The organism is Streptomyces sp. NPDC026672 (assembly GCF_040638185.1).
Classification (GTDB): Bacteria; Actinomycetota; Actinomycetes; order Streptomycetales; family Streptomycetaceae; genus Streptomyces.
In genome coordinates this window covers 1-19,160 of the sequence record NZ_JBEZXS010000059.1, presented here as the reverse complement: position 1 = coordinate 19,160, position 19,160 = coordinate 1, and the positions used below count along the sequence as shown (strand labels likewise).

Sequence of the window (19,160 nt, the reverse complement as noted above, 5' to 3'; positions counted from 1 at the left end):
GCCGCCCAGGCCCGAGGGTCCGAGTTGTGTACCGCCCGACCCGGATCTAGACTGAACGTACAGTTCATTTGAAGGAGCGATCATGAGTGAAGCCCCCGCCCGCGCCAGCGGCACGTTCCCCCTCGGCGACCTCACGCCCACCCGCCTCGGGTTCGGCTCGATGCAGCTCACCGGCCCCGGAGTGTGGGGAGACCCCAAGGACCCCGACGAGGCGGTCCGGGTGCTGCGCCGTGCCGTCGAACTCGGTGTGAACTTCATCGACACGGCCGACTCCTACGGCCCGTTCACCGCGGAACTCCTCATCAAGAAGGCCCTGCACCCCTACGCCGACGACCTGGTCATCGCCACCAAGGCCGGTCTGACCCGGCAGGGCCCCGACATCTGGACGGCCGTCGGCCGGCCCGAGTACCTGCGCCAGCAGGCCGAGCTCAGCCTGCGCCACCTCGGCCTCGACCGCATCGACCTCTTCCAGCTCCACCGCGTCGACCCCGCCGTCCCGCTGGAGGACCAGGTGGGCGAGCTGAAGAAGCTCCAGGACGAGGGCAAGATCCGCCACATCGGCCTCAGCGAGGTCACCGTGGAGCAGCTGCGCGCCGCACAGCAGGTGGCCGAGATCGTCACCGTGCAGAACCTCTACAACCTCGCCAACCGCGCCGCCGAGGACCTGCTCGACTACTCCACCGAGCAGGGCATCGGCTTCATCCCCTGGTTCCCGCTGGCGACCGGCGCCCTGGCCGGCCCCGAGGGACCGCTCGCCACCCTGTCCAAGCAGTACGGCGCCTCCCCGTCCCAGCTCGCGCTGGCCTGGCTGCTCAGGCGCTCGCCGGTCATGCTCCCCATCCCGGGCACCTCCAGCGTCGCCCACCTGGAGGACAACATCGGCGCCGCGGCCATCGAGCTGGACGACGCGGCGTACGAGACACTCTCCGCGGCCGTCTGAGCCACCGACCCGGACCACCCACGGGCGGCGCACACCGTCGTGCGCCGCCCTCGCCGAGGAGCGTGACGATGTCACCACGCAGGACCACGGACCCCGCACCACCGGACGACGCGACGGCCGAGGGCATCCTCGCGCACCCCACGGGGCCGCGCAGCCGGCGCATCCACGAGGAGGTGCTGGCCGCGACCCAGGAACTCCTCACGGAGGGCGGGCTGCCGGCCGCGACCGTGGACGCCATCGCCGCCCGCTCCGGCGTCAGCAAGGCCACCATCTACAAGCACTGGCCCTCGCGGACGGCGGTCGCCGCCAAGGCGTTCGGGCTGATGATGGCCGAGGCCCTGCCCCTGCCGGACACCGGCTCCGCCGTCGGCGACCTCACCGAACAGGTGGTCCGCGTCAGCGCCTTCTACGCGGGCGAACGCGGCCAGGTCTTCGCCCAGTTGCTCGCCGCCTGCGTCGAGGACGCCGCGGGTGCCCCGTACTTCCGCACCTACTTCCTGACCGGCCGCCGCGAAGCCATCGCCGAACTGTGGCAGCGCGCCCTCGACCGCGGCGAGGCCGATCCGTCCGTCGCCGTGGACGACGTCATCGACATCCTCTTCGGCCCCCTCGTCTTCCGCCGTTTGACCGGCCACTACGACCTCACCGAGGACCACGCGCGCGCCCTCGCCGAAACCGCGCTGCGCGGACTGCTCGGCCGGCCCGGTCCCGCCGCGACCCCCTCAGCAACCGCAGAAAGCCCAGGAAACTGACATGTCGAAGACCTTCTTGATCACCGGTGTGAGCACCGGACTCGGCCGCGCTTTCGCGGTCGCGGCGCTCGACGCCGGGCACACCGTCGTGGGCACCCTGCGCGACGCCGACCGGGCCGGGGAGTTCGAGGCCCTCGCCCCCGGCCGGGCCCACGCCCGGATCCTCGACGTCACCGACCACGACCAGGTCCGCGCCGTCGTCGACGAGGTCACCCGCACCGTCGCGCCCGTGGACGTCCTCGTCAACAACGCCGGGTACGGCGTGGAGGGCACCCTGGAGGAGGCGAGCCTCGACGACGCGCGCGCCCAGTTCGAGGTGAACGTGTTCGGGGTCCTCGCCGTCACCAAGGCGGTGCTCCCCTCCATGCGGGAACGCCGCTCGGGCGCCGTCGTCTTCATCACCTCCATGGGCGGTCTGCGCGCCTTCGCCGGGCTGTCGCTCTACCACGGCAGCAAGTACGCCGTCGAAGGCGTCGCCGACAGCCTGCGCGCCGAGCTGGCCCCCTTCGGCATCCACGTCATGAGCGTCGAACCGGGCTCCTTCCGCACCGACTGGGCGGGCCGCTCCATGAGCCGGATCGAGCGCAGCGAACCGGACTACGACGAGGTGTTCGGCCCGATCCGCGACAACCGCCTCGCCCTCAGCGGGAACCAGCTCGGCGACCCGGCCCGTGCCGGCCGGGCGCTCCTGGAGGCCCTGGACGCGCCGACCCCGCCGGGACACCTGCTGCTCGGCAGCGACGCCGTCCGCCTGGTCACCGAGGCCCGGTCGGCGGTGGACAAGGAGTTCGAGCTGTGGCGCGACCTCTCGGTCTCCACCGACTTCCCCGACGGCAGGTCCATCGCCTGACCTCCGCCCCGGCCGGGGCGAGCGCCCCGCTCGACCCCGGCCGGCCACGCGCGGATGACGGTCAGGCGTCGAACGTCAGCCGCAGCACCCCGCCCGCGGGCACCGCGAAGACCGCGAGGCCGTCCAGGACCACGGTGCCCTCGGACACGACGTCGCCCGCGCAGCCCGTGATGCCGAACCGTGCCGTGCGCGGCTCGTCCGAGCGCACCACGATCTCGTCGTCATGGGCGTTGGCCACGATCCAGCGGCCGGTGTCCGCGGGCACCGGCGAGATCGCCGGCGCGTACTGCGCGGTGACCGTCACCCCGTCCCGGCGGGCCTCCACCGTGGTGTAGCTGCCGGTGATCCCGGTGACCCGCAGCTCACCGTGGAGCAGGACCTCCCGGTGCTCCCGCCACAGCCGCAACCAGGTCCGCAGCGTAGCCAGTTGGGCCTCCGACTGGCGGGCGAGGGCCACCGAGACCTGCGGCACCCCGAACAGGCTGCTGTGCAGGTGCTGCGCGACCCGTTCGGGGCTGTCGGACTCGCCCCACATGACGGGGTCGCTGTGGACGGCGACGCCCCGAGTCGTCAGCCGCAGGTCCACGATGCCCACCCGGTTGTCCACCGGGCTCATCGGGCAGTCCGCCACCCGCAGCATGGTGGCCCGCCCGACGGTCTCGGCGGACACGTACGGCTCCCGGAACTCCACGGCGGGGTGCGGCACATGACGGGCGAGCGCCGTGTGGATCTCGTCCAGGAGACTGAGCGCCGCACGGGGGACCGACGGGTGCACCGCGTCCTCGGGCGGCGCCACCGGGGAGTCGAGGGCGTACCGCTCCAGGAAGTCGACCTTCAGCCCGGCCGCTCCGGTGTCGCGCACGAGCGCGGTGAGCCGGTCGACGAGATGACGGCGGGCGCGCGCGGACCGGGGGTCGAACACGGCGGCCTCCATGGCCGGTTCGTCGTACAGGACCGGAAGTCCCTCGGCGTGGGCGCGTGAGCGGTGGCCGAGGAACGGTGTGCCGATCCACCACAGGGTGCGCAGGCCGAGCCCGGCCGCCGTCTCGACGAGCCGCGCCGGATCGGGCAGCTTCGCCGGGTGGACCTCCCAGTCCCCGCAGGAGCCGTAGCCGCGGTCGCAGTCCGCGGTCTGCCAGCCGTCGTCCACGATCAGTGTGCCGAACCCGAGTCCGGCGGCGATGCGGATGTCCGCGGGCAGCCGTTCGCCGCCGAGCGCCTGGTGGAAGGCGTACCAGGTGCACAGCACGGGCTCGTACTCGGCCTCGGGCACCGGGGGGCGGGTCAGTCCGAGGGCGCGGCCCACGGTGGCCACGGACGCCTCGAAGCGGCGGTCGGTCAGGTCGAGGACGACCTCCAGGGCGCCCTCGGTGAGATCGGCCTCGAAGGTGAGCAGCAGTTCGGCGGTCTCCTCCACGATCCCGGCGCGCATCCGCACCCGGCCGTCGGCCGCGCGGGCGCCGAAGGTGATGACGGGTCTGTCGCCCCGGCCCAGCAGACTGCCGAGCGCCGTACCGGTGAACGGGGTGAGGAGGGTGTCGTCCGTCCAGGACGGCGGCAGGGAGGACTGGCCGCGCGAACTGCCGGGCCGCCACAGGGCGACGGCGTCCGGCGCCGGGACGAGGACGACCGCCGTCGCCCGGTCCGTGCCGCTCAGCCGGACACGCAGGGTCGAGTCGCCCTCCTCGGTCCAGGACTCGGTGACGACGTCGGACGTCTCGTCGGTGGCGACGTGGGCGCGCAGCACCCGCGGGACGTCCTCGGGAAGCGGGATGGGGCGGGTGGTGCGGTGCCGGGGGATTCCAGGGAGCCAGGGAGTGCCTTCGGCGGGGAGCGTGCTGGTCATTTGGATCCTGTGAAGGAGATGCCGCCGATGATGTGCCGCTGCGCAGCGAAGAAGATGACGATGCAGGGCAGCACGACGACGATCGACGTGGCGAGCAGGAGCGGGGTGTTGGTGCCGTTGACCGAGGTGAACCCGGCCAGCGCCAGGGGCAGCGTCTTCAGGTCGTCGTTGGAGACGTAGATCGCCGGGGCGAGGAAGTTGTTCCACGACGCCATGAACTGGAGGACGGCGGACGCGATGAGGATGGGCTTGGACAGCGGGAGGTAGATCGACCACCAGGTGCGCAGCCAGCCGGCCCCGTCGACGATGGCCGCGTCCGTGAGGGAGCCGGGCAGCCGCAGGTAGAACTGCCGGAACAGGAAGATGAAGAACGGCGACCCGAACACGTACGGCAGGATCAGCGGATAGAGGGTGTTCATCATCCCGAGTTCCCGGAACAGGATGAACTGCGGTACGAGGGTGACCTCGCCCGGCAGCAGCATCGTGCCGAGGACCACCGCGAACACGACGCCCCGGCCCCGGGCGGGGATCCGGGCGAACGCGAACCCGGCGAGGGACGACACCAGCACGGTCCCGGCGACCGGGATCAGCGTGGTGACCAGGCTGTTGCCGAGGTAGCGCCAGAACGGGAACGAGCCCAGACCGTCGGCGTAGTTGCCGAACGCCCACTGCACCGGCCACAGGGACACCCCGCCCGAGGCCACGCCCCGGCGGGTGCGCAGCGAGGTGGCGATCATCCAGAGGAACGGGTACGCGAACACGAAGGACCCGACGACCAGCGCGGCGAACGAGGCGATCCGTCCGGCGGACGACTGCGCGCGCACCGGAGAGGTCCGCGGCCGGCGCGGTTCCCTGGCACGGCGCGGCCGTTCGGGCCGGGGCGCGGGCGCCGTCCGGGAGATCTCATGAACGGACACGTGACCTCCTGGAGCGCGGGGACGCCGACTCGTAGTAGACCCAGAAGGCGCTGCCGCGGAACACCAGCGCGGTCAGGGCGAGGATCATGACCAGCAGGATCCAGGCGAGGGCCGACGCATAGCCCATGCGGAAGAACTGGAAGCCGTTCTGATAGAGGTAGTACACGTAGAACAGCAGGGAGTTGGAGGGGGCGCCGCCGGCCTGCCGGACGACGTAGCCCTGGGTGAACGTCTGCATCGCGGCGATGAGTCCCGTCACCACGTTGAAGAAGATCACGGGGCTGATCTGGGGCAGGGTGATGTGCCAGAGCTGCCGCACCCGGCCCGCGCCGTCCAGCGCGGCGGCCTCGTAGAGGTCGTTGGGCACGTCCTGGAGCCCCGCCAGATAGATGATCATGTTGCCGCCGACGCTCCACAGGCTCATCAGGACGGCCGCGGGCAGGGCCCAGTCCGGGTCCTGGAACCACGCGGGTCCCTTGATCCCGATGTCCGCCAGCAGCCCGTTGACCAGCCCGTACTCGGGGTTGAACACCCACAGGAAGAGCACGGTCTGCGCCACCCCGGTCACCAGGCTCGGCAGGTACCAGATGGTGCGGAACACATGGATGCCCCTGACCTGGGTGTTCATCAGCAGTGCCACCGCCAGCGACAGCAGCGTCTGGAGGGGCACGCTCAGCACGGCGTACACCAGGGTCACCTTCACCGCCTGCCGCAGCAGCGGATCGTGCACCGCGCTCTCGTAGTTGGCGGTACCGGCGAAGGTCGGCGGGTCGATCAGGTTCCAGTGCAGGAACGACAGCCACAGGGAGTAGGCCATCGGGCCGAGTGTGAACAGGGCGAACCCGAACACCCAGGGGAACACGAACAGCCAGAACGCCGCCGTGGAACGGCTGGTCCAGCGGCGCCGCACGGCGAGGGCCAGCGTTCCGGCGACCACGGCGAGGACCACGGCCAGGAGGATCAGGAAGGCCACGAGCGACCGCAGTTCGGGTATGAGCCCCAGCCGGCCGAGCAGATCCGTCAGGCTCTGGACGACCGGGTTCACTGTCCCGCGCCCGCGCTGTCGAGGGTCTGCTGGCACTTCTTCTGCAACTGCGGCAGGACGACGGCCGGGGCCTCGTGGCCCGAGCCCATCGCGGTGCGCGAGAACATGTCGTTGTTGAACGTGCTCTGGGCCTGGGTGTCCTGCTTGGGTGTCGCCGTCACCACGGACTGGTCGACCGCGTCCACGAAGACCTTGAGGTCCAGGTCGGGCGCCGCCGCCTCGAACGAGGGCAGCGCCGCCTCGACGACGGGCAGGCCGAGGGAGGACGCCTTCGTGGTGAGCAGCTTCTGGGCCCCCGGGTCGGTCGCCATGAACCGCACGAACTTCTGCGCCGCGTCCGCCTGCGCTCCGCCGGCCGACCTGGAGATGCCGAGGCCGTCGACCTCCATGGGTTCGCCGCGGCCCGGCACGGGCACCAGGGCGTAGTCGGCGCTGTTGGACAGCGCGGTGAGCTGGGCGATGTTCCAGGGGCCGAAGTCGGGCTGCATGGCGAGCCGGCCGATGCTCAGCCAGTCGAACATGTCCTGTCCCTGTGCGCCGAGGTAGCTGGGGGTGAAGCCCTTGGGGGACTGGGCGTCGATGATGTACTCGGCGGTCTTCACCGCCGTCGGCGAGCCGCTGGCGCAGCGGGTGCCGTCGGCGTTGTAGAAGGAGCCGCCCTCCACGCTCAGCCAGCCCTGGAACCACAGCGGGGCCGAGCCGAACACCCGGGACTTGCCGGAGCCGGAGGTGAGCTTGGCCGCGTTCGCGGCGAACTGCTCCGGTGTCATGGGGGAGTTCGCGGACGGGACGGTCAGGCCCGCCTTCCGGTAGAGCTTCTTGTTGACCGCCATCGCCTTGGTCTTCACGGTGAAGGGCGTGGCGGCGTACGCACCGCCGACCGACATGCTCCGCGAGATGTTCGGCGAGTAGTAGTCGGACGGCTGGACCTCGGCCTTGCGGAAGGCACTGGCGAACGCGGGGAGGGAGGTGTGGGAGATCGCGGCGACCGTGGGGGCCGAACCGCCCGCGATGGACGTCTGGAGCTTCTGCTCGTAGTCGCTCTGGACCCAGTTCGACCGCACGGTGATGTCGGGGTGCGCCTTCTCGAAGAGGGCGACCATCGCCTTGAGCGTGGCGTTCTCCTGGTTGTTGCCCCAGTGGGCGAAGGAGATCGTGACCTTCCCGTCGGAGGACGCGCCGGTACTGCTGCCACTGGTGCAACCGGAGAGCATCAGCGCCGCCGTCGCGGCGGCGGTGAGGACCACAGAGCGTTTTTTCATCGCATGTCCCTTGCGTGTTCGAGTGGTGGTGCGGTTTCGGGGCGGGTGCGGCTCACGCCCCGACGGTGGTGCTCCGGCCCGGCTCGACGAGCCGTGAGACCGTACGGCCGCCCACGTGGGCGACCCAGCGCAGCGGTTCGGTGCCGGACTCCACCGTGAGCGTGGTGCTCTCACGGCCGTCGTGCCTGACCGAGATCCGCGCGGAGCGGTAGGGCAGTCCCGTCACCTCGACCTGGCCGTCGGCCAGGTGCGAGCGGGTCTCCAGGGCCCCGTCGGGACGGGGGCGGACACCGGTCAGACCGGTGCACAGATGGGAGACGACGGTGAACGGCACCTCCGGGTAGTCCGACCGCGAGTCGATCAGGTGTCTGATCCAGCGGACGGCCGTCGTGTCGTGGTCGTAGGCGAGGAACGCCTCCGGGAGGTAGGTGAACGCCTCGATGTTGACCGGGGGACGGCGCTCCAGGGAGGCGTCGAGGAAGGCGAGGTGCGCCTCGGCGCGCTCGCCCCGGGGGAGCAGGCCCTTGACGGCCGGGAACCAGGACGGCTCGAACGCGAACTCGGTGTACGCGCGGTCGGCGGAGACTCCGGTCAGATAGCGCCCGTGGGCCTCGTCCCACCAGCCGTCCGCGAAGTGCGCGCGCAGCCGGTCCGCGCTCTCCCGCGCCTCCTCGGCGAGTGCGGGGTCGGGGACGACGGCGGCGATCGCGGTCATGGCGGCCCACTGGCTGGCGATGCCGTCACCGGCCACCTGCATCCCCGCCGCGTCGGACGCCTCGTTGTAGGTGGGGCTGCCGGCGAAGATGTCGCGGGTGTCCCGTTCCCCCGCCACCCCCGTGCCGAGGATGTCATGGCGCGGCACGAACTCCCGTACGAGATTGCGGTAGTAGTCCAGGAACACCGGATCGGTCAGATACCGGTCGTCGCCCGTCCACAGATACTGCTCGATGCTCTTCTCGGCGATCTCGAAGGCGGCCGGGGTCTCCCGCACGAACCGTGTGTCGTCCACGTAGTCGATGGCCGCGGGCGCGCCGTCGAAGGTGAACGCCCACAGCGGGTAGTACGCGCGGGCGGCCGTCGCCGAGGCGGCGAAGTGCCTGAGCATGGAGTGGTTCTCCCGGTCGAGCCCGAGCAGATGGGCGCCCAGTGCCTGGTGGGAGACGTCACGCGAGTAGAACATCGGGCGGTCGGTGAGACCGGCCCAGTACGACGGGATCGCGCCAGGGTCGTCGGACCTGACACGGCTCAAGGACTGTGACACAGCCCAGTCGAAGCACTGCTCAAGAGGGGTGTCGGAGCAGTGGAAGCGAAGGTCCGGGAGCGGCCCCGGATGGCTCGATGCGCTCACGCCGAGGACGGTAACCTTCTGTCGTGTTGAGTGCAAGAACTTGCACTCATCAATCATGGAGAAGCGCGGACGCACGGCCGTGGCGGTGCATAATCGCCGCGCGGACGAAGGCGAAGAGGGTTCGGAGGGGCTGGATGACGAGGATCGGCATTGCGGACGTGGCGCAGGCGGCGGGCGTCAGCGAGGCGACGGTGAGCAGGGTCGTCAACAACCGCGGCACGGTGGCGGCCGCCACCCGCAAGGCCGTCGAGGAGGCCATGCGCACGGTCGGCTACGTGCGCGCCCACGCCGGCAGCCTCGTCATGCTCGTCACGCCCGGCCTGTTCGATCCGTTCTTCGCGCAGATGGCGGACCGGATCGTCGCCGGGCTCGGACTGCACGGACTGCGCGGGGTGATCTGTTCCGCCCCGGCGGGCGGCGCGCAGGAACTCGACTTCGGCTCCGCGGTGATCGAGGCGGGGGCCGTCGGCGCGATCTTCGTGTCCGCGAGCAACACCCTGGAGAACGCCGACCCCGGTGTCTACCGGCTGCTGGAGAGCAGGTCGGTGCCGTACGTGTGCATCAACGGGGCGGCCGGCGGCAGTCACGGACCGGTGCTGTCCACGGACGACCGGCTGGCCGCCGAGATGTCCGTCGACCACCTGTGGCGGCTGGGGCACCGCAGGATCGGGCTGATCGCGGGCCCGCGCGGCAACCGCCCCAGCGACCGCCGTGTGGACGGCTTCCGTGCGGCGATGAAGGCGCGCGGCGCCGGCACCGAGGACGCCCCTGTCGCCCGTCACGAGTACAGCATCGAGGGCGGTGTCTCGGCCGCCTCGCGGCTGTGCGAGGACCCGGCGCTCACCGCGATCGTGGCGGCCAGCGACGAGATGGCCCTCGGCGCCGTCCGCTCCGCGCGCTGGGCGGGTCTCCAGGTCCCCGCCGACCTCTCGGTGGTGGGGTACGACGACGCCCTGCCGCTGGAGTTCTTCGACCCGCCGCTCACCAGTGTCCGGCAGCCCACCGAGCGCATCGCCGCCGCCGTGGTGCAGATGCTGATCGGGCTCATCAGGGGGCGGCAGGTGGACGAGACGGAACTCTTCTTCTCGCCCGAGCTGATCGTGCGCTCGTCCACCGGACCGGTGCCGACGGCAGACCGTTGACGGATCTCTGCGCGTTTCTTGCAGGAAATCGGTCAGCTCAGTAACTTGTGCCCATGGTCATGGGCACAACGGCAGATCTCTTCTTCGACCCGCGCCGGGTTCCCTTCAGCAGGAGGGGCGCCTGGTTCAACCTCTCCCCGGTCGTCGCACCGCACACCGTCGCCGACCATCTGCACCTGGTCGCGCACCAGCACCGGATGACCCCGGTGCTGGAGCTGGTGCCCCTCGACGCGCGGGGGGTGCCCGTCACGACCCGCGTGACGGGCACCCCGTCCCTGCTGCGGTGGGAGGCCGACGCGGGACACGTCGAGGCCGTGTACGAGTCGGCGCGGACCCTGCGCCTGCGCGGCGAAGGACTCGGGTTCGCACTCCGGGACGGTGTCCCCGAGGCACCCTTCGCCGGCTCGCACTTCTTCACCGACCCCGTCGACGGGGCGTACGTCTTCAGCTCCCACGAGACCGGCGTGCGCTTCCGCGTCACCGTCCTGCGCGGTACGGCGACCACGGGTGAGGCACCCGGCAGCCGTACGGGAGTGCTGCTGTCCGCCGCCGGTCCCTGGGAGGTGGCCGTGGAGGAACTCGGCACCGCCCGCCGCCCCTACCGCCCCGAGCACGACTTCGACACCGCCGAACGGCACACGGCCGCCGAGTTCCGCGCCTTCGCCGACGCGGTGGCCGGCTGGCGCACCGACGGGACCCCCGCCGCCGAAGCGGCCGCCCACGTGCTGTGGTCCGCCATGGTCCGCCCGGACGGCTTCGTCACCCGTGAGGCCGCGCTGATGTCGAAGCACTGGATGGACCGCGTCTGGAGCTGGGACAACTGCTTCAACGCCCTGGCCCTCGCCCCCGGACTGCCCGGGACCGCGCTCGACCAGCTGCGCCTGCTCTTCGACCACCAGGACGAGTCCGGGGCCCTTCCCGACCTCGTCGGACACTCCCTGGTCTCCCGCGCCTACGTCAAACCACCCGTGCACGGCTGGGCCTTCGCCCGGCTGCGGGCCCTGCTGCCGCCGCTCACCCGGGACGAACTCGGCTACTTCCACGAGCGACTGGCACGGCTCACCGACTTCTGGCTGACCTCGCGCCGGGTGCCCGGCCACCGGCTCGCCCACTACCAGCACGGCAACGACAGCGGCTGGGACAACGCGACCGTGTTCGCGGACGGCGCCGCCATGGAGACCCCCGACCTCGCCACCCTGCTCGTGCTTCAACTGCGGGTGCTGCACGGGCTGGCGGTGGAGCTGGACGACGACCGCGCCGGGAGATGGGCCGCGGAAGCACGGGACATGACCGACGCCCTGCTGACCGACCTGTGGGACGGGGCGGACTTCACCTCCCTGCGCGCGGACGACGGGACACGGCACACCTCGCGCAGCCTGCTCCGGCTCCTCCCCGTCGTCGCCGGCGACGTCCTCGGACCGGAGGTCACCGCAAGGCTGGCCCACCTCGTCGCCGGGCATCTGACCCCGCACGGCCTCGCCACCGAGCACACCGGCTCACCGGCCTACGAGGCCGACGGCTACTGGCGCGGACCCGTCTGGGGGCCGCCCACCGTCCTCGTCGAACAGGGGCTGCGCACCGCGGGGTTCACCGAGCGCGCCGACACGCTCAGCGCCTCCTTCCGGCGGCTGTGCGAGACCTCGGGGTTCGCCGAGAACTTCGACGCCCTCACCGGCGAGGGACTCAGGGACCGGGCCTACACCTGGACGGCCGCCTGCTACCTCCTGCTCGCCCGTGAACACGTCGAACGCGAACGCTCCGCCCACGCCGCCCACGCCGCCCACGGCACCCACGCCGACGCCGCACCGGCGTGACGGCCCTACCGGTGTGACGTCCGCACCGGTGTGAGGGCCGGCCCCACGGCGTCGCCGCCGCGGGACCGGCGCCCCTCAGTCCTCCGCCCCTCGGTCCTCCGCCACCCGCACCAGGTGGATCGCCGTGCTCGACCAGTCACCGGCCGGCAGGGCGAGCCGCAGCCCGTACTCCGTCAGCAGCGTGGCGTGGTGCACCTCGCCGGTCGCGGCGTCCCGGTAGCGGGCGCCCGGGGTGAGTCCCGGCAGCCGTACCGGAATCCTCGGGGTGCCGTGGCGCGGGGCGCGCTGCCAGGCCAGCACCAGTGCCTCGCCGGCGTCCTCGGTGACGTACTGCACGACCGCGGGACCCTCGCCGAGCGGGCCCGACAGCCGGAACTGCGCACCGTGCTGCACCAGGTGCCGCACCTTCTTGTAGTCGGCCACCAGCTCGGCGGCCTCGGCGAGTTCGTCCTCCGACCACCTCGTCAGGTCGCCGCCGATCCCCAGCAGACCGGACATGGCGACATGGAAGCGGAACCGCAGCGGCACCGTGCGCGAGGTCAGCCCGTTGGGCACGTCGGTCACCCACGCGGACATCGCCCGCGCCGGATAGACCTGGCTGAAGCCGTGCTGGATGGCCAGCCGGTCGACGGCGTCGGTGTTGTCCGACACCCACGTCTGGTCGGTCCGCGCCAGGATGCCGAGGTCGATACGGCCGCCGCCCCCGCTGCACGTCTCGACGCGCAGCGTCGGATGGTCCGCGCGCAGCCGGTCCAGGACGCCGTAGAGGTTGGTCACGTACCCGGTCCACAGACGGTTGTCGCCGTCCTTCCCGTCGGGCCAGCCCGCCTCGCTGAACGCCCGGTTCATGTCCCACTTCAGGAAGTCGACGCCGTTGTCGGCGACCAGCCGGGTCAGCCAGCCGTACGCCCAGTCGGCGACGTCGTCGCGCGCGAAGTTGAGGACGAGCTGATTGCGCAGCTCGCTGCGGGCGCGGCCGGGGAAGTGCAGGACCCAGTCGGGGTGTGCGCGGTACAGGTCGCTGTCCGGGTTGACCATCTCGGGCTCCACCCACAGGCCGAACCGCATGCCGAGACCGTGGACCGCCTCGGCCAGCGGGCGCAGCCCGTTCGGGAACCGCTCCGGTGTCGGCGTCCAGTCGCCCAGCCCCGCGTCGTCGTTGCGGCGCGCGCCGAACCAGCCGTCGTCGACGACGTACAGCTCGACGCCCAGCCGGGCCGCCCGCTCGGCGAGCGCCCGCTGGCTGACCTCGTCGACGTCGAAGCCGGTGGCCTCCCACGAGTTGTAGACCACGGGCGCGATCTCGTCCGCGTGCGGCATCACGTGGTCGCGGGTGTACGCGTGCCAGGCCCGGCTCACCGCCCCGAACCCGCCGTCGCCGAACAGCCCCGCGAACACGGGGGTGGTGAACTCCTCGCCCGGCGCCAGCGGCACGGCCGTGCCCTCGTGCCCCACGCCCCCGGTGAAGCCGGCGACGCCGTCCGGGGTGCGCTGCACCGTGACGCGCCAGCTGCCGCTCCACGCCAGGGCGGCGCTCCACACCCGCCCGTGCTCCTCGCCGGCGTCCCCGGCGTCCAGCGCGACCCACGGGTTGGCGTGGTGGCTGGTGATGCCCCGCCTGCTGGTCAGCACCGTCTCGCCGTGCGGCAGCCGTTCGCGGCGCAGCTGGGACTCGGCGGACCACTGGCCGGTGACATGGCTGAGCCGGTAGTCGGGCAGCGTCGGCAGGCACCAGGCGGCGGAGTCGGCGCGCAGCAGATCGATGTGCTGGTCGCCGGAGTTGCGCAGGGTGACCCGGCGTTCGATCACATCGGTGTCCGCGCGCACCCGGTAGTGCAGGGCGACGTGCAGCGGATAGAGCCGGTCGCGGAACTCCAGGACCAGCTCCGCGCCGTCCGCGCCGGTGTCCTCCACGACGCGCTGTCCCGTCGGCTCCCACTCGAACGCGCGGGAGCCGTCCGCGTACCGGACCTGCAACGACGGCGGGCCGAACCGGGTGCCGCCGTCGACCGGCAGCTCCTCGCCGACCGGGGCGAGCCCCTCGAAGCTGCTCGGCATGTCTCCCGCCGGCACCGCCAGTGCCTCCGCCTCGCGCAGGGTCAGCCGCGGGCCCCAGGCGAGGTGCCGGGGCGAGCCCGTTCCGTCGATGTGCAGGGCGTACGACGTGTGCGGGGTGGTCAGCAGCCAGACCCCGGTGTCCGGGGCACAGGAGATCGTCGGCATCGGGCCTCACGTTCGGGAGTCAAGGTGAGCGGCGGGTGCCGCGCTGGGGGGTCTACAGAGTGGTGAGCTGAGTATGAGTGACGTCCGAAAGCCAAGCGTGACCATCGATCCCATGTCAACTCCCTGCTTGAATCAAATGTTTAAAGGTTGAGGTGGGGTCATCATCGACCTTCGGGCGATTTCTGTTTCTTTCATTGACATCAGAAAATAAGAGCCATAGGTTCCCGGCCATGCGCTCGCCCTCACCCGTTGAGACGTTTCCGGCCAACACCCCGGCCGCGTCCCAGATCTTCACGACCGTGCTCTCCCAGGGGCCGCTCACCCGGCTTGAGTTGGCCCGGCGAGCCGCGCTGTCCCCGGCCGCGGTCACCAAGGCGGTCCGGCCCCTGATCGAGGCCGGCTACCTGGCGGAGGACGTCGACGAGGAGACCCGCGCGGGACTCGGGCGCCCCGCGAGTCTGCTCCGGGTGGAGGGCGGACGGGCGCTGTTCATCGGCATCAAGATGACCGGCGACCAACTGTTCGGCGTACTCACCGATCTGTGCTGCCGCATCCTGCTCGCCCGGCAGGTCCCGCTGGCCGACCGGGCCGCCAAGGCGGTGCTCGCCGCCACCGCGGACCTCGTCCATGAACTGCTCATCGAGGCCGACGGCTTCGGTGTGCGCGTCATGGGCCTCGGCATCGCCGTCTCCGGGGACGTGGAACGCGCCGAGGGCGTCGTGCGCTACTCGCCCTTCCTGGACTGGCGGGACGTCCCGCTCGCCGAACTCGCCGCCGCGACGACCGGGTTGCCCGTCACCGTCGACAACGACGTGCGCGCGCTGACCGTCGCCGAGCAGTGGTTCGGCGCCGGCGTCGGACTCTCCGACTTCGCCGTGGTCACCGTCGGCGCCGGCATCGGCTGCGGCCTCGTCGTCCACGGGCGGGTCGTCGCCGGCGCGCACGGTGTCGCGGGCGAGATCGGACATGTGACCGTCGACCCGGCGGGACCGCTGTGCCACTGCGGCAACCGGGGCTGTGTGGAGGCGATCGCGGGCGACGCCGCCATCGTCGCCCGCATCCGCGAGGCCACCGGCACGGACGTCTCCGACACCACCGACGCGCTCGGCCTCGCCCGCCAGGGGGACGCGGGCGCCCGGGAGGCGTACGCCCGCGCCGGTGAGGCGATCGGCCGCGGCATCGCGACCGTGGCCAACCTCTTCGGACCCGAACGCGTGATCATCTCCGGCGAGGGCCTGGCCGCCTACGACCTGTTCGCCGAGCAGATCCGCGACTCCTTCGCCGCGGCCGTCTTCGGCTCCGCCGCCCAGTGCGACGTACAGACCCGCCCGCTCCCCTTCGAGGAGTGGGCCCGCGGGGCCGCGGCCACCGCGATCCAGTCCTTCATCACCGACGCGAACTAACAGTACGAGGAGCAGCAATGACGCAGCAGAGCCGCAACCCCCTGGCTGCGAGCGGTCCCGGCCGGCGCAGAGTCGTCGGGGGCCTCTTCGGCCTCGGAGCCGCCGCCCTGGCCGCCCCCGTCCTCACGGCGTGCGGTGGTGGGGGAGCGGGCGCCGACCCGAAGACGGTCACCTTCGGCTCCAACGGCGCCGACGCGACGCCGAAGTCCGCCTACGCCGCGGTGACCAAGGCGTTCACCAAGGAGTCCGGTCTCACGGTCAAGACGAACACCGTCGACCACGACACCTTCCAGAAGAGCATCACCAGCTACCTCCAGGGCACCCCGGACGACGTGTTCACCTGGTTCGCCGGCTACCGCATGCAGTACTTCGCGAAGAAGGGCCTCGCGAGCCCCCTCGACGACGTGTGGGACAAGATCGGCGGCGGCTTCAACGACGCCACCAAGCAGCTCAGCAAGGGCGAGGACGGCAAGTACTACTTCGTGCCGCTGTACAACTACCCGTGGGCCGTCTTCTACCGCAAGAGCCTCTTCCAGGAGCGCGGTTACCAGGTCCCCCAGAAGTGGGACGAGTTCATCGCCCTGGCCAAGCGCATGCAGAAGGACGGCCTCTCGCCCGTCACCGCCGGCTACGGCGGCGGCGACAACTGGTCGATCCTCGGCGCCTTCGACTACCTGAACCTGCGCGCCAACGGCTACGACTTCCACATGTCGCTGCTGCGCGGCCAGACCTCCTGGACCGACAAGCGCACCGCCCGCGTCCTCGACCTGTGGCGCGAACTCACCCCGTACTACCAGAAGAGCGGTGGCGGCCGGTCCTGGCAGGACGCGGCGCAGACCCTGCTCGACAAGAAGTCCGGCATGGCGGTCATCGGTCTCTTCCTCGGCCAGCAGATCACCGACGAGAAGATCCGCGCCGACATCGACTTCTTCCCCTTCCCGGAGATCGAGGCCGCCAACGGCCAGGACGCCGTCGAGGCGCCCACCGACGGCTTCATGCTCAGCCGCAAGCCCCGCAACGAGGACGGCGCGAAGAAGTTCCTGGAGTTCCTGGGCGGCGCCGCCGCCGAACAGGCATACGGGGGCGTCGACCCCAGCAACCTCGCCGTCAACGAACAGGCGTCGACCGGCTCCTACAACGCCCTCCAGAAGAAGTCGGCCGAACTCATCGCCTCCGCCAAGCACATCAGCCAGTTCGCCGACCGCGACAGCGACCCCGGCTTCATCTCCACCGTCGTCCTGCCCGGCCTGACCGAGTGGCTCGGCCACCCCGACGACGGGGCCGCCACCCTCAAGAAGATCGAGTCGCAGCGCTCGCGCTTCTTCACGGCCTGAACAGGACCGGAAAGGCTCGACCGTGCCCCCCGCGACCTCCTCCCCGTCCCGCCTCGGCCGTGGCGACCGCCTCTTCCTGGCGGCCGTCATCGGCCTGCCCCTGATCGCCCTGCTGGTCTTCGTCTGGCTGCCCGCGCTCGCCTCGGTCGCCCTGTCGTTCACCACCTGGGACGGCATCGACCTGTCGGACATCCACTGGACCGGCATCGAGAACTACACCCAGATCCTCACCAACTACCCGCCGTTCTGGCCGGCGGTGGAACACAACGTCGTCTGGCTCCTGTTCACGGCGCTGCTGCCCACCCCGTTCGGCGTGTTCCTCGCCTACCAGCTGGACCAGAAGATCCGGTTCACCCGCGTCTACCAGACCGCGATCTTCCTGCCGATGGTGCTGTCCCTGGCCGTCGTCGGGTTCATCTGGGAGATCATCTACAACCCGGACACCGGTCTGCTCAACAGCGTGCTGGGCGCGGTCGGTTCGGGCCACCACATCGACTGGCTCGGCAACCCCGACCTCAACCTGTGGGCCGTGCTCGTCGCCTCCAGCTGGCGGCACACCGGGTACATCATGATCCTCTACCTGGCCGGCCTGAAGGGCTTCGACCCCGCCCTCAAGGAAGCCGCCTCCCTCGACGGCGCCAACGGACGGCAGACCTTCTTCCGCGTCGTCCTGCCGGCGCTCAAACCGGTGAACGTCATCATCATCGTCGTCACCGTCATGGAGTCGCTGCGCGCCTTCGACATCGTGTACGTCCTCGGCGGCGGCACCGGCAGCAAACCCGGCATGGAACTCCTGTCCCTGCTCATCACCGACAACATCATCGGCGAGTCCGGCCACATCGGATACGGCTCCGCGCTCGCCGTCGTACTGCTGCTGGTCTCCCTGGCCGCGATCGGCGCGTTCCTCGTGCAGACCTTCCGCAAGGAGGACGCGTGACGACGACGGCACCCCGGGCGGACCTCGACGCCCGCTCCGCCCACCGGCCGGGCCCCACCGCGGCCCGCAGCAGGCCGCCCCGCAACACCGGCCGCCACCTGCTGCTCGGCACGGTCTCCGTGCTCTGGCTCGTCCCGCTGCTGTGGGCCGTCTACACCTCGCTGAGGTCGTACGGCGACACCGCCAAGAACGGCTACTTCTCGCTGCCGCACAGCTTCGGGTTCGGGAACTTCAAGGACGCCTGGACCCAGTCCGGCATGCCGCACTTCTTCTGGAACTCCGTCCTGATCACCGTGCCGGCGGTCCTGGGCACCCTGCTGTTCTCCGCGGCGGTCGCGTTCTTCGTGACGCGCTTCGACTTCCGGCTCAACCTCGCCCTGCTGATGCTGTTCACGGCGGGCAACCTGCTGCCGGCCCAGGTCCTCATCACCCCCCTGTACCGGCTCTACCTCCTGCTCCCGCTGCCGGCGTGGATGAGCGACTCCCTGCTGCTCTACAACTCGGCATGGGGCATCATCGCCATCCACATCGCCTACCAGTGCGGCTTCTGCACCTTCGTCCTCAGCAACTACATGAAGACGATCCCCAAGGAGATCTCCGAGGCCGCGCTCGTCGACGGCGCCCAGGTCTGGCGGCAGTTCTTCCAGATCATCCTGCCGCTGTGCCGCCCGGCCTTCGCCGCGCTGGCCACGCTGGAGTCCATCTGGATCTACAACGACTTCTTCTGGCCGCTCACCCTCATCGAGACGGGTGACAAGCGCCCCATCACCTCGGCCCTGGCCAACCTCCAGGGCCAGTACTTCACCAATCCGAACCTGATCGCGGCCGGTGCCCTCATGACCGCGATCCCCACCCTGCTGGTGTACTTCGCCCTCCAGCGCCAGTTCATCAGCGGACTCACCATCGGCTCGGGCAAGGGCTGAGCCGCCCCGGATCCACCCCCCCCGCCGAAACCCACCTCCAGGAGGCACGACCCATGCGGTCATCCTCGTATTCCGTCCTGTCCGTACGCGGGCTCAGAGCCGCCGTGGTCTTCGCCCTCACGGCGGGCCTGGCCACCGCCGTCCCGGCGGCCGCGCACGCCGAGAGCGCGACGGCGGCCAAGCCGGCCACGTCGGCCAAGGCGCCCGTCGCGGCCAAGCCGTACATGGGCTGGTCGAGTTGGAGTATGCAGTCGTCGAAGTATCCGGGTCTGAACCCGGACGGCGACTACAGCTACCTCACTGAGGCGAATGTTCTGAAGCAGACGGACGCGTTGGCGTCGAAGCTGAAGAGGTTCGGCTACGAGTACGTCAACATCGATGCCGGCTGGTGGCGTGACAACGCCTGGAAGCCGGAGTTCGACCA

Annotated in this window: 15 protein-coding genes and 1 pseudogene; 10 read left to right on the top strand and 6 right to left on the bottom strand. The window is 70.9% G+C overall.

Annotated features, from left to right (window positions below):
• The first annotated feature begins 82 nt into the window (after positions 1-82).
• From AB0F77_RS39015 to AB0F77_RS39005, 3 genes are all read left to right on the top strand, one after another.
• Complete coding sequence (locus AB0F77_RS39015; RefSeq protein WP_361958285.1) at positions 83-940, top strand: aldo/keto reductase; 858 nt, start codon at positions 83-85, stop codon at positions 938-940.
• 68 nt (positions 941-1,008) lie between these two features.
• A complete protein-coding gene (locus AB0F77_RS39010; protein ID WP_361958282.1) occupies positions 1,009-1,692 on the top strand; it encodes a TetR/AcrR family transcriptional regulator in 684 nt (227 codons plus the stop codon).
• A 1-nt stretch (position 1,693) separates the two neighbouring features.
• A complete protein-coding gene (locus tag AB0F77_RS39005; protein WP_361958279.1) occupies positions 1,694-2,542 on the top strand; it encodes an oxidoreductase in 849 nt (282 codons plus the stop codon).
• Between the two features lie 61 nt (positions 2,543-2,603).
• On the opposite strand, the gene AB0F77_RS39000 is transcribed toward AB0F77_RS39005, so the two are convergent.
• The 5 genes from AB0F77_RS39000 to AB0F77_RS38980 are packed head-to-tail and all read right to left on the bottom strand — an operon-like array spanning position 2,604 to position 8,861.
• Complete coding sequence (locus AB0F77_RS39000; RefSeq protein WP_361958276.1) at positions 2,604-4,388, bottom strand: hypothetical protein; 1,785 nt, start codon at positions 4,386-4,388, stop codon at positions 2,604-2,606.
• Positions 4,385-5,305, bottom strand: coding sequence for a carbohydrate ABC transporter permease (locus AB0F77_RS38995; RefSeq protein WP_361958273.1), 921 nt, complete (start codon positions 5,303-5,305; stop codon positions 4,385-4,387). The genes AB0F77_RS39000 and AB0F77_RS38995 overlap by 4 nt, the downstream gene beginning before the upstream one ends.
• Positions 5,292-6,350 carry a sugar ABC transporter permease gene (locus AB0F77_RS38990; RefSeq protein WP_361958270.1) on the bottom strand — a complete coding sequence of 353 codons (1,059 nt, stop codon included), beginning with the start codon at positions 6,348-6,350 and terminating at the stop codon, positions 5,292-5,294. The genes AB0F77_RS38995 and AB0F77_RS38990 overlap by 14 nt, the downstream gene beginning before the upstream one ends.
• A complete protein-coding gene (locus AB0F77_RS38985) occupies positions 6,347-7,612 on the bottom strand; it encodes an extracellular solute-binding protein (protein ID WP_361958267.1) in 1,266 nt (421 codons plus the stop codon). Before AB0F77_RS38985 ends, AB0F77_RS38990 begins: the two co-directional genes overlap by 4 nt.
• A gap of 52 nt (positions 7,613-7,664) precedes the next feature.
• Positions 7,665-8,861 carry a hypothetical protein gene (locus tag AB0F77_RS38980; protein ID WP_361958264.1) on the bottom strand — a complete coding sequence of 399 codons (1,197 nt, stop codon included), beginning with the start codon at positions 8,859-8,861 and terminating at the stop codon, positions 7,665-7,667.
• A 233-nt stretch (positions 8,862-9,094) separates the two neighbouring features.
• Between AB0F77_RS38980 and AB0F77_RS38975 the strand changes: the two genes are divergently transcribed.
• Both AB0F77_RS38975 and AB0F77_RS38970 read left to right on the top strand, forming a co-directional pair.
• Complete coding sequence (locus AB0F77_RS38975; protein WP_361958261.1) at positions 9,095-10,102, top strand: LacI family DNA-binding transcriptional regulator; 1,008 nt, start codon at positions 9,095-9,097, stop codon at positions 10,100-10,102.
• 53 nt (positions 10,103-10,155) lie between these two features.
• Complete coding sequence (locus tag AB0F77_RS38970; protein WP_361958258.1) at positions 10,156-11,916, top strand: glycogen debranching protein; 1,761 nt, start codon at positions 10,156-10,158, stop codon at positions 11,914-11,916.
• Between the two features lie 75 nt (positions 11,917-11,991).
• Here the strand turns inward: AB0F77_RS38970 and AB0F77_RS38965 are convergent, their stop codons facing one another.
• The gene (locus AB0F77_RS38965; protein ID WP_361958255.1) at positions 11,992-14,139 is read right to left on the bottom strand and encodes an alpha-galactosidase; all 2,148 of its coding nucleotides are present in this window, start codon (positions 14,137-14,139) and stop codon (positions 11,992-11,994) included.
• Positions 14,140-14,369: 230 nt separating this feature from the next.
• Between AB0F77_RS38965 and AB0F77_RS38960 the strand changes: the two genes are divergently transcribed.
• The 5 genes and pseudogenes from AB0F77_RS38960 to AB0F77_RS38940 all read left to right on the top strand — a co-directional run.
• Complete coding sequence (locus tag AB0F77_RS38960) at positions 14,370-15,542, top strand: ROK family transcriptional regulator (RefSeq protein WP_361958252.1); 1,173 nt, start codon at positions 14,370-14,372, stop codon at positions 15,540-15,542.
• 17 nt (positions 15,543-15,559) lie between these two features.
• The gene (locus tag AB0F77_RS38955; protein WP_361958249.1) at positions 15,560-16,876 is read left to right on the top strand and encodes an ABC transporter substrate-binding protein; all 1,317 of its coding nucleotides are present in this window, start codon (positions 15,560-15,562) and stop codon (positions 16,874-16,876) included.
• Positions 16,877-16,898: 22 nt separating this feature from the next.
• Positions 16,899-17,813, top strand: coding sequence for a sugar ABC transporter permease (locus AB0F77_RS38950; protein ID WP_361958246.1), 915 nt, complete (start codon positions 16,899-16,901; stop codon positions 17,811-17,813).
• 101 nt (positions 17,814-17,914) lie between these two features.
• Complete coding sequence (locus AB0F77_RS38945) at positions 17,915-18,736, top strand: carbohydrate ABC transporter permease (RefSeq protein ID WP_361958346.1); 822 nt, start codon at positions 17,915-17,917, stop codon at positions 18,734-18,736.
• Positions 18,737-18,789: 53 nt separating this feature from the next.
• Positions 18,790-19,160, top strand: a pseudogene (locus AB0F77_RS38940) (carbohydrate-binding protein); the annotation flags it as partial.

Bases quoted from the DNA above. Each gene is read 5' to 3' on its own strand.
- AB0F77_RS38985 (WP_361958267.1), bottom strand. From the start codon at position 7,612: ATGAAAAAACGCTCTGTGGTCCTCACCGCCGCCGCGACGGCGGCGCTG.
- AB0F77_RS38960 (WP_361958252.1), top strand. From the start codon at position 14,370: ATGCGCTCGCCCTCACCCGTTGAGACGTTTCCGGCCAACACCCCGGCC.
- AB0F77_RS39015 (WP_361958285.1), top strand. From the start codon at position 83: ATGAGTGAAGCCCCCGCCCGCGCCAGCGGCACGTTCCCCCTCGGCGAC.
- AB0F77_RS39005 (WP_361958279.1), top strand. From the start codon at position 1,694: ATGTCGAAGACCTTCTTGATCACCGGTGTGAGCACCGGACTCGGCCGC.
- AB0F77_RS38975 (WP_361958261.1), top strand. From the start codon at position 9,095: ATGACGAGGATCGGCATTGCGGACGTGGCGCAGGCGGCGGGCGTCAGC.
- AB0F77_RS39000 (WP_361958276.1), bottom strand. From the start codon at position 4,388: ATGACCAGCACGCTCCCCGCCGAAGGCACTCCCTGGCTCCCTGGAATC.
- AB0F77_RS39010 (WP_361958282.1), top strand. From the start codon at position 1,009: ATGTCACCACGCAGGACCACGGACCCCGCACCACCGGACGACGCGACG.
- AB0F77_RS38965 (WP_361958255.1), bottom strand. From the start codon at position 14,139: ATGCCGACGATCTCCTGTGCCCCGGACACCGGGGTCTGGCTGCTGACC.
- AB0F77_RS38970 (WP_361958258.1), top strand. From the start codon at position 10,156: ATGGTCATGGGCACAACGGCAGATCTCTTCTTCGACCCGCGCCGGGTT.
- AB0F77_RS38955 (WP_361958249.1), top strand. From the start codon at position 15,560: ATGACGCAGCAGAGCCGCAACCCCCTGGCTGCGAGCGGTCCCGGCCGG.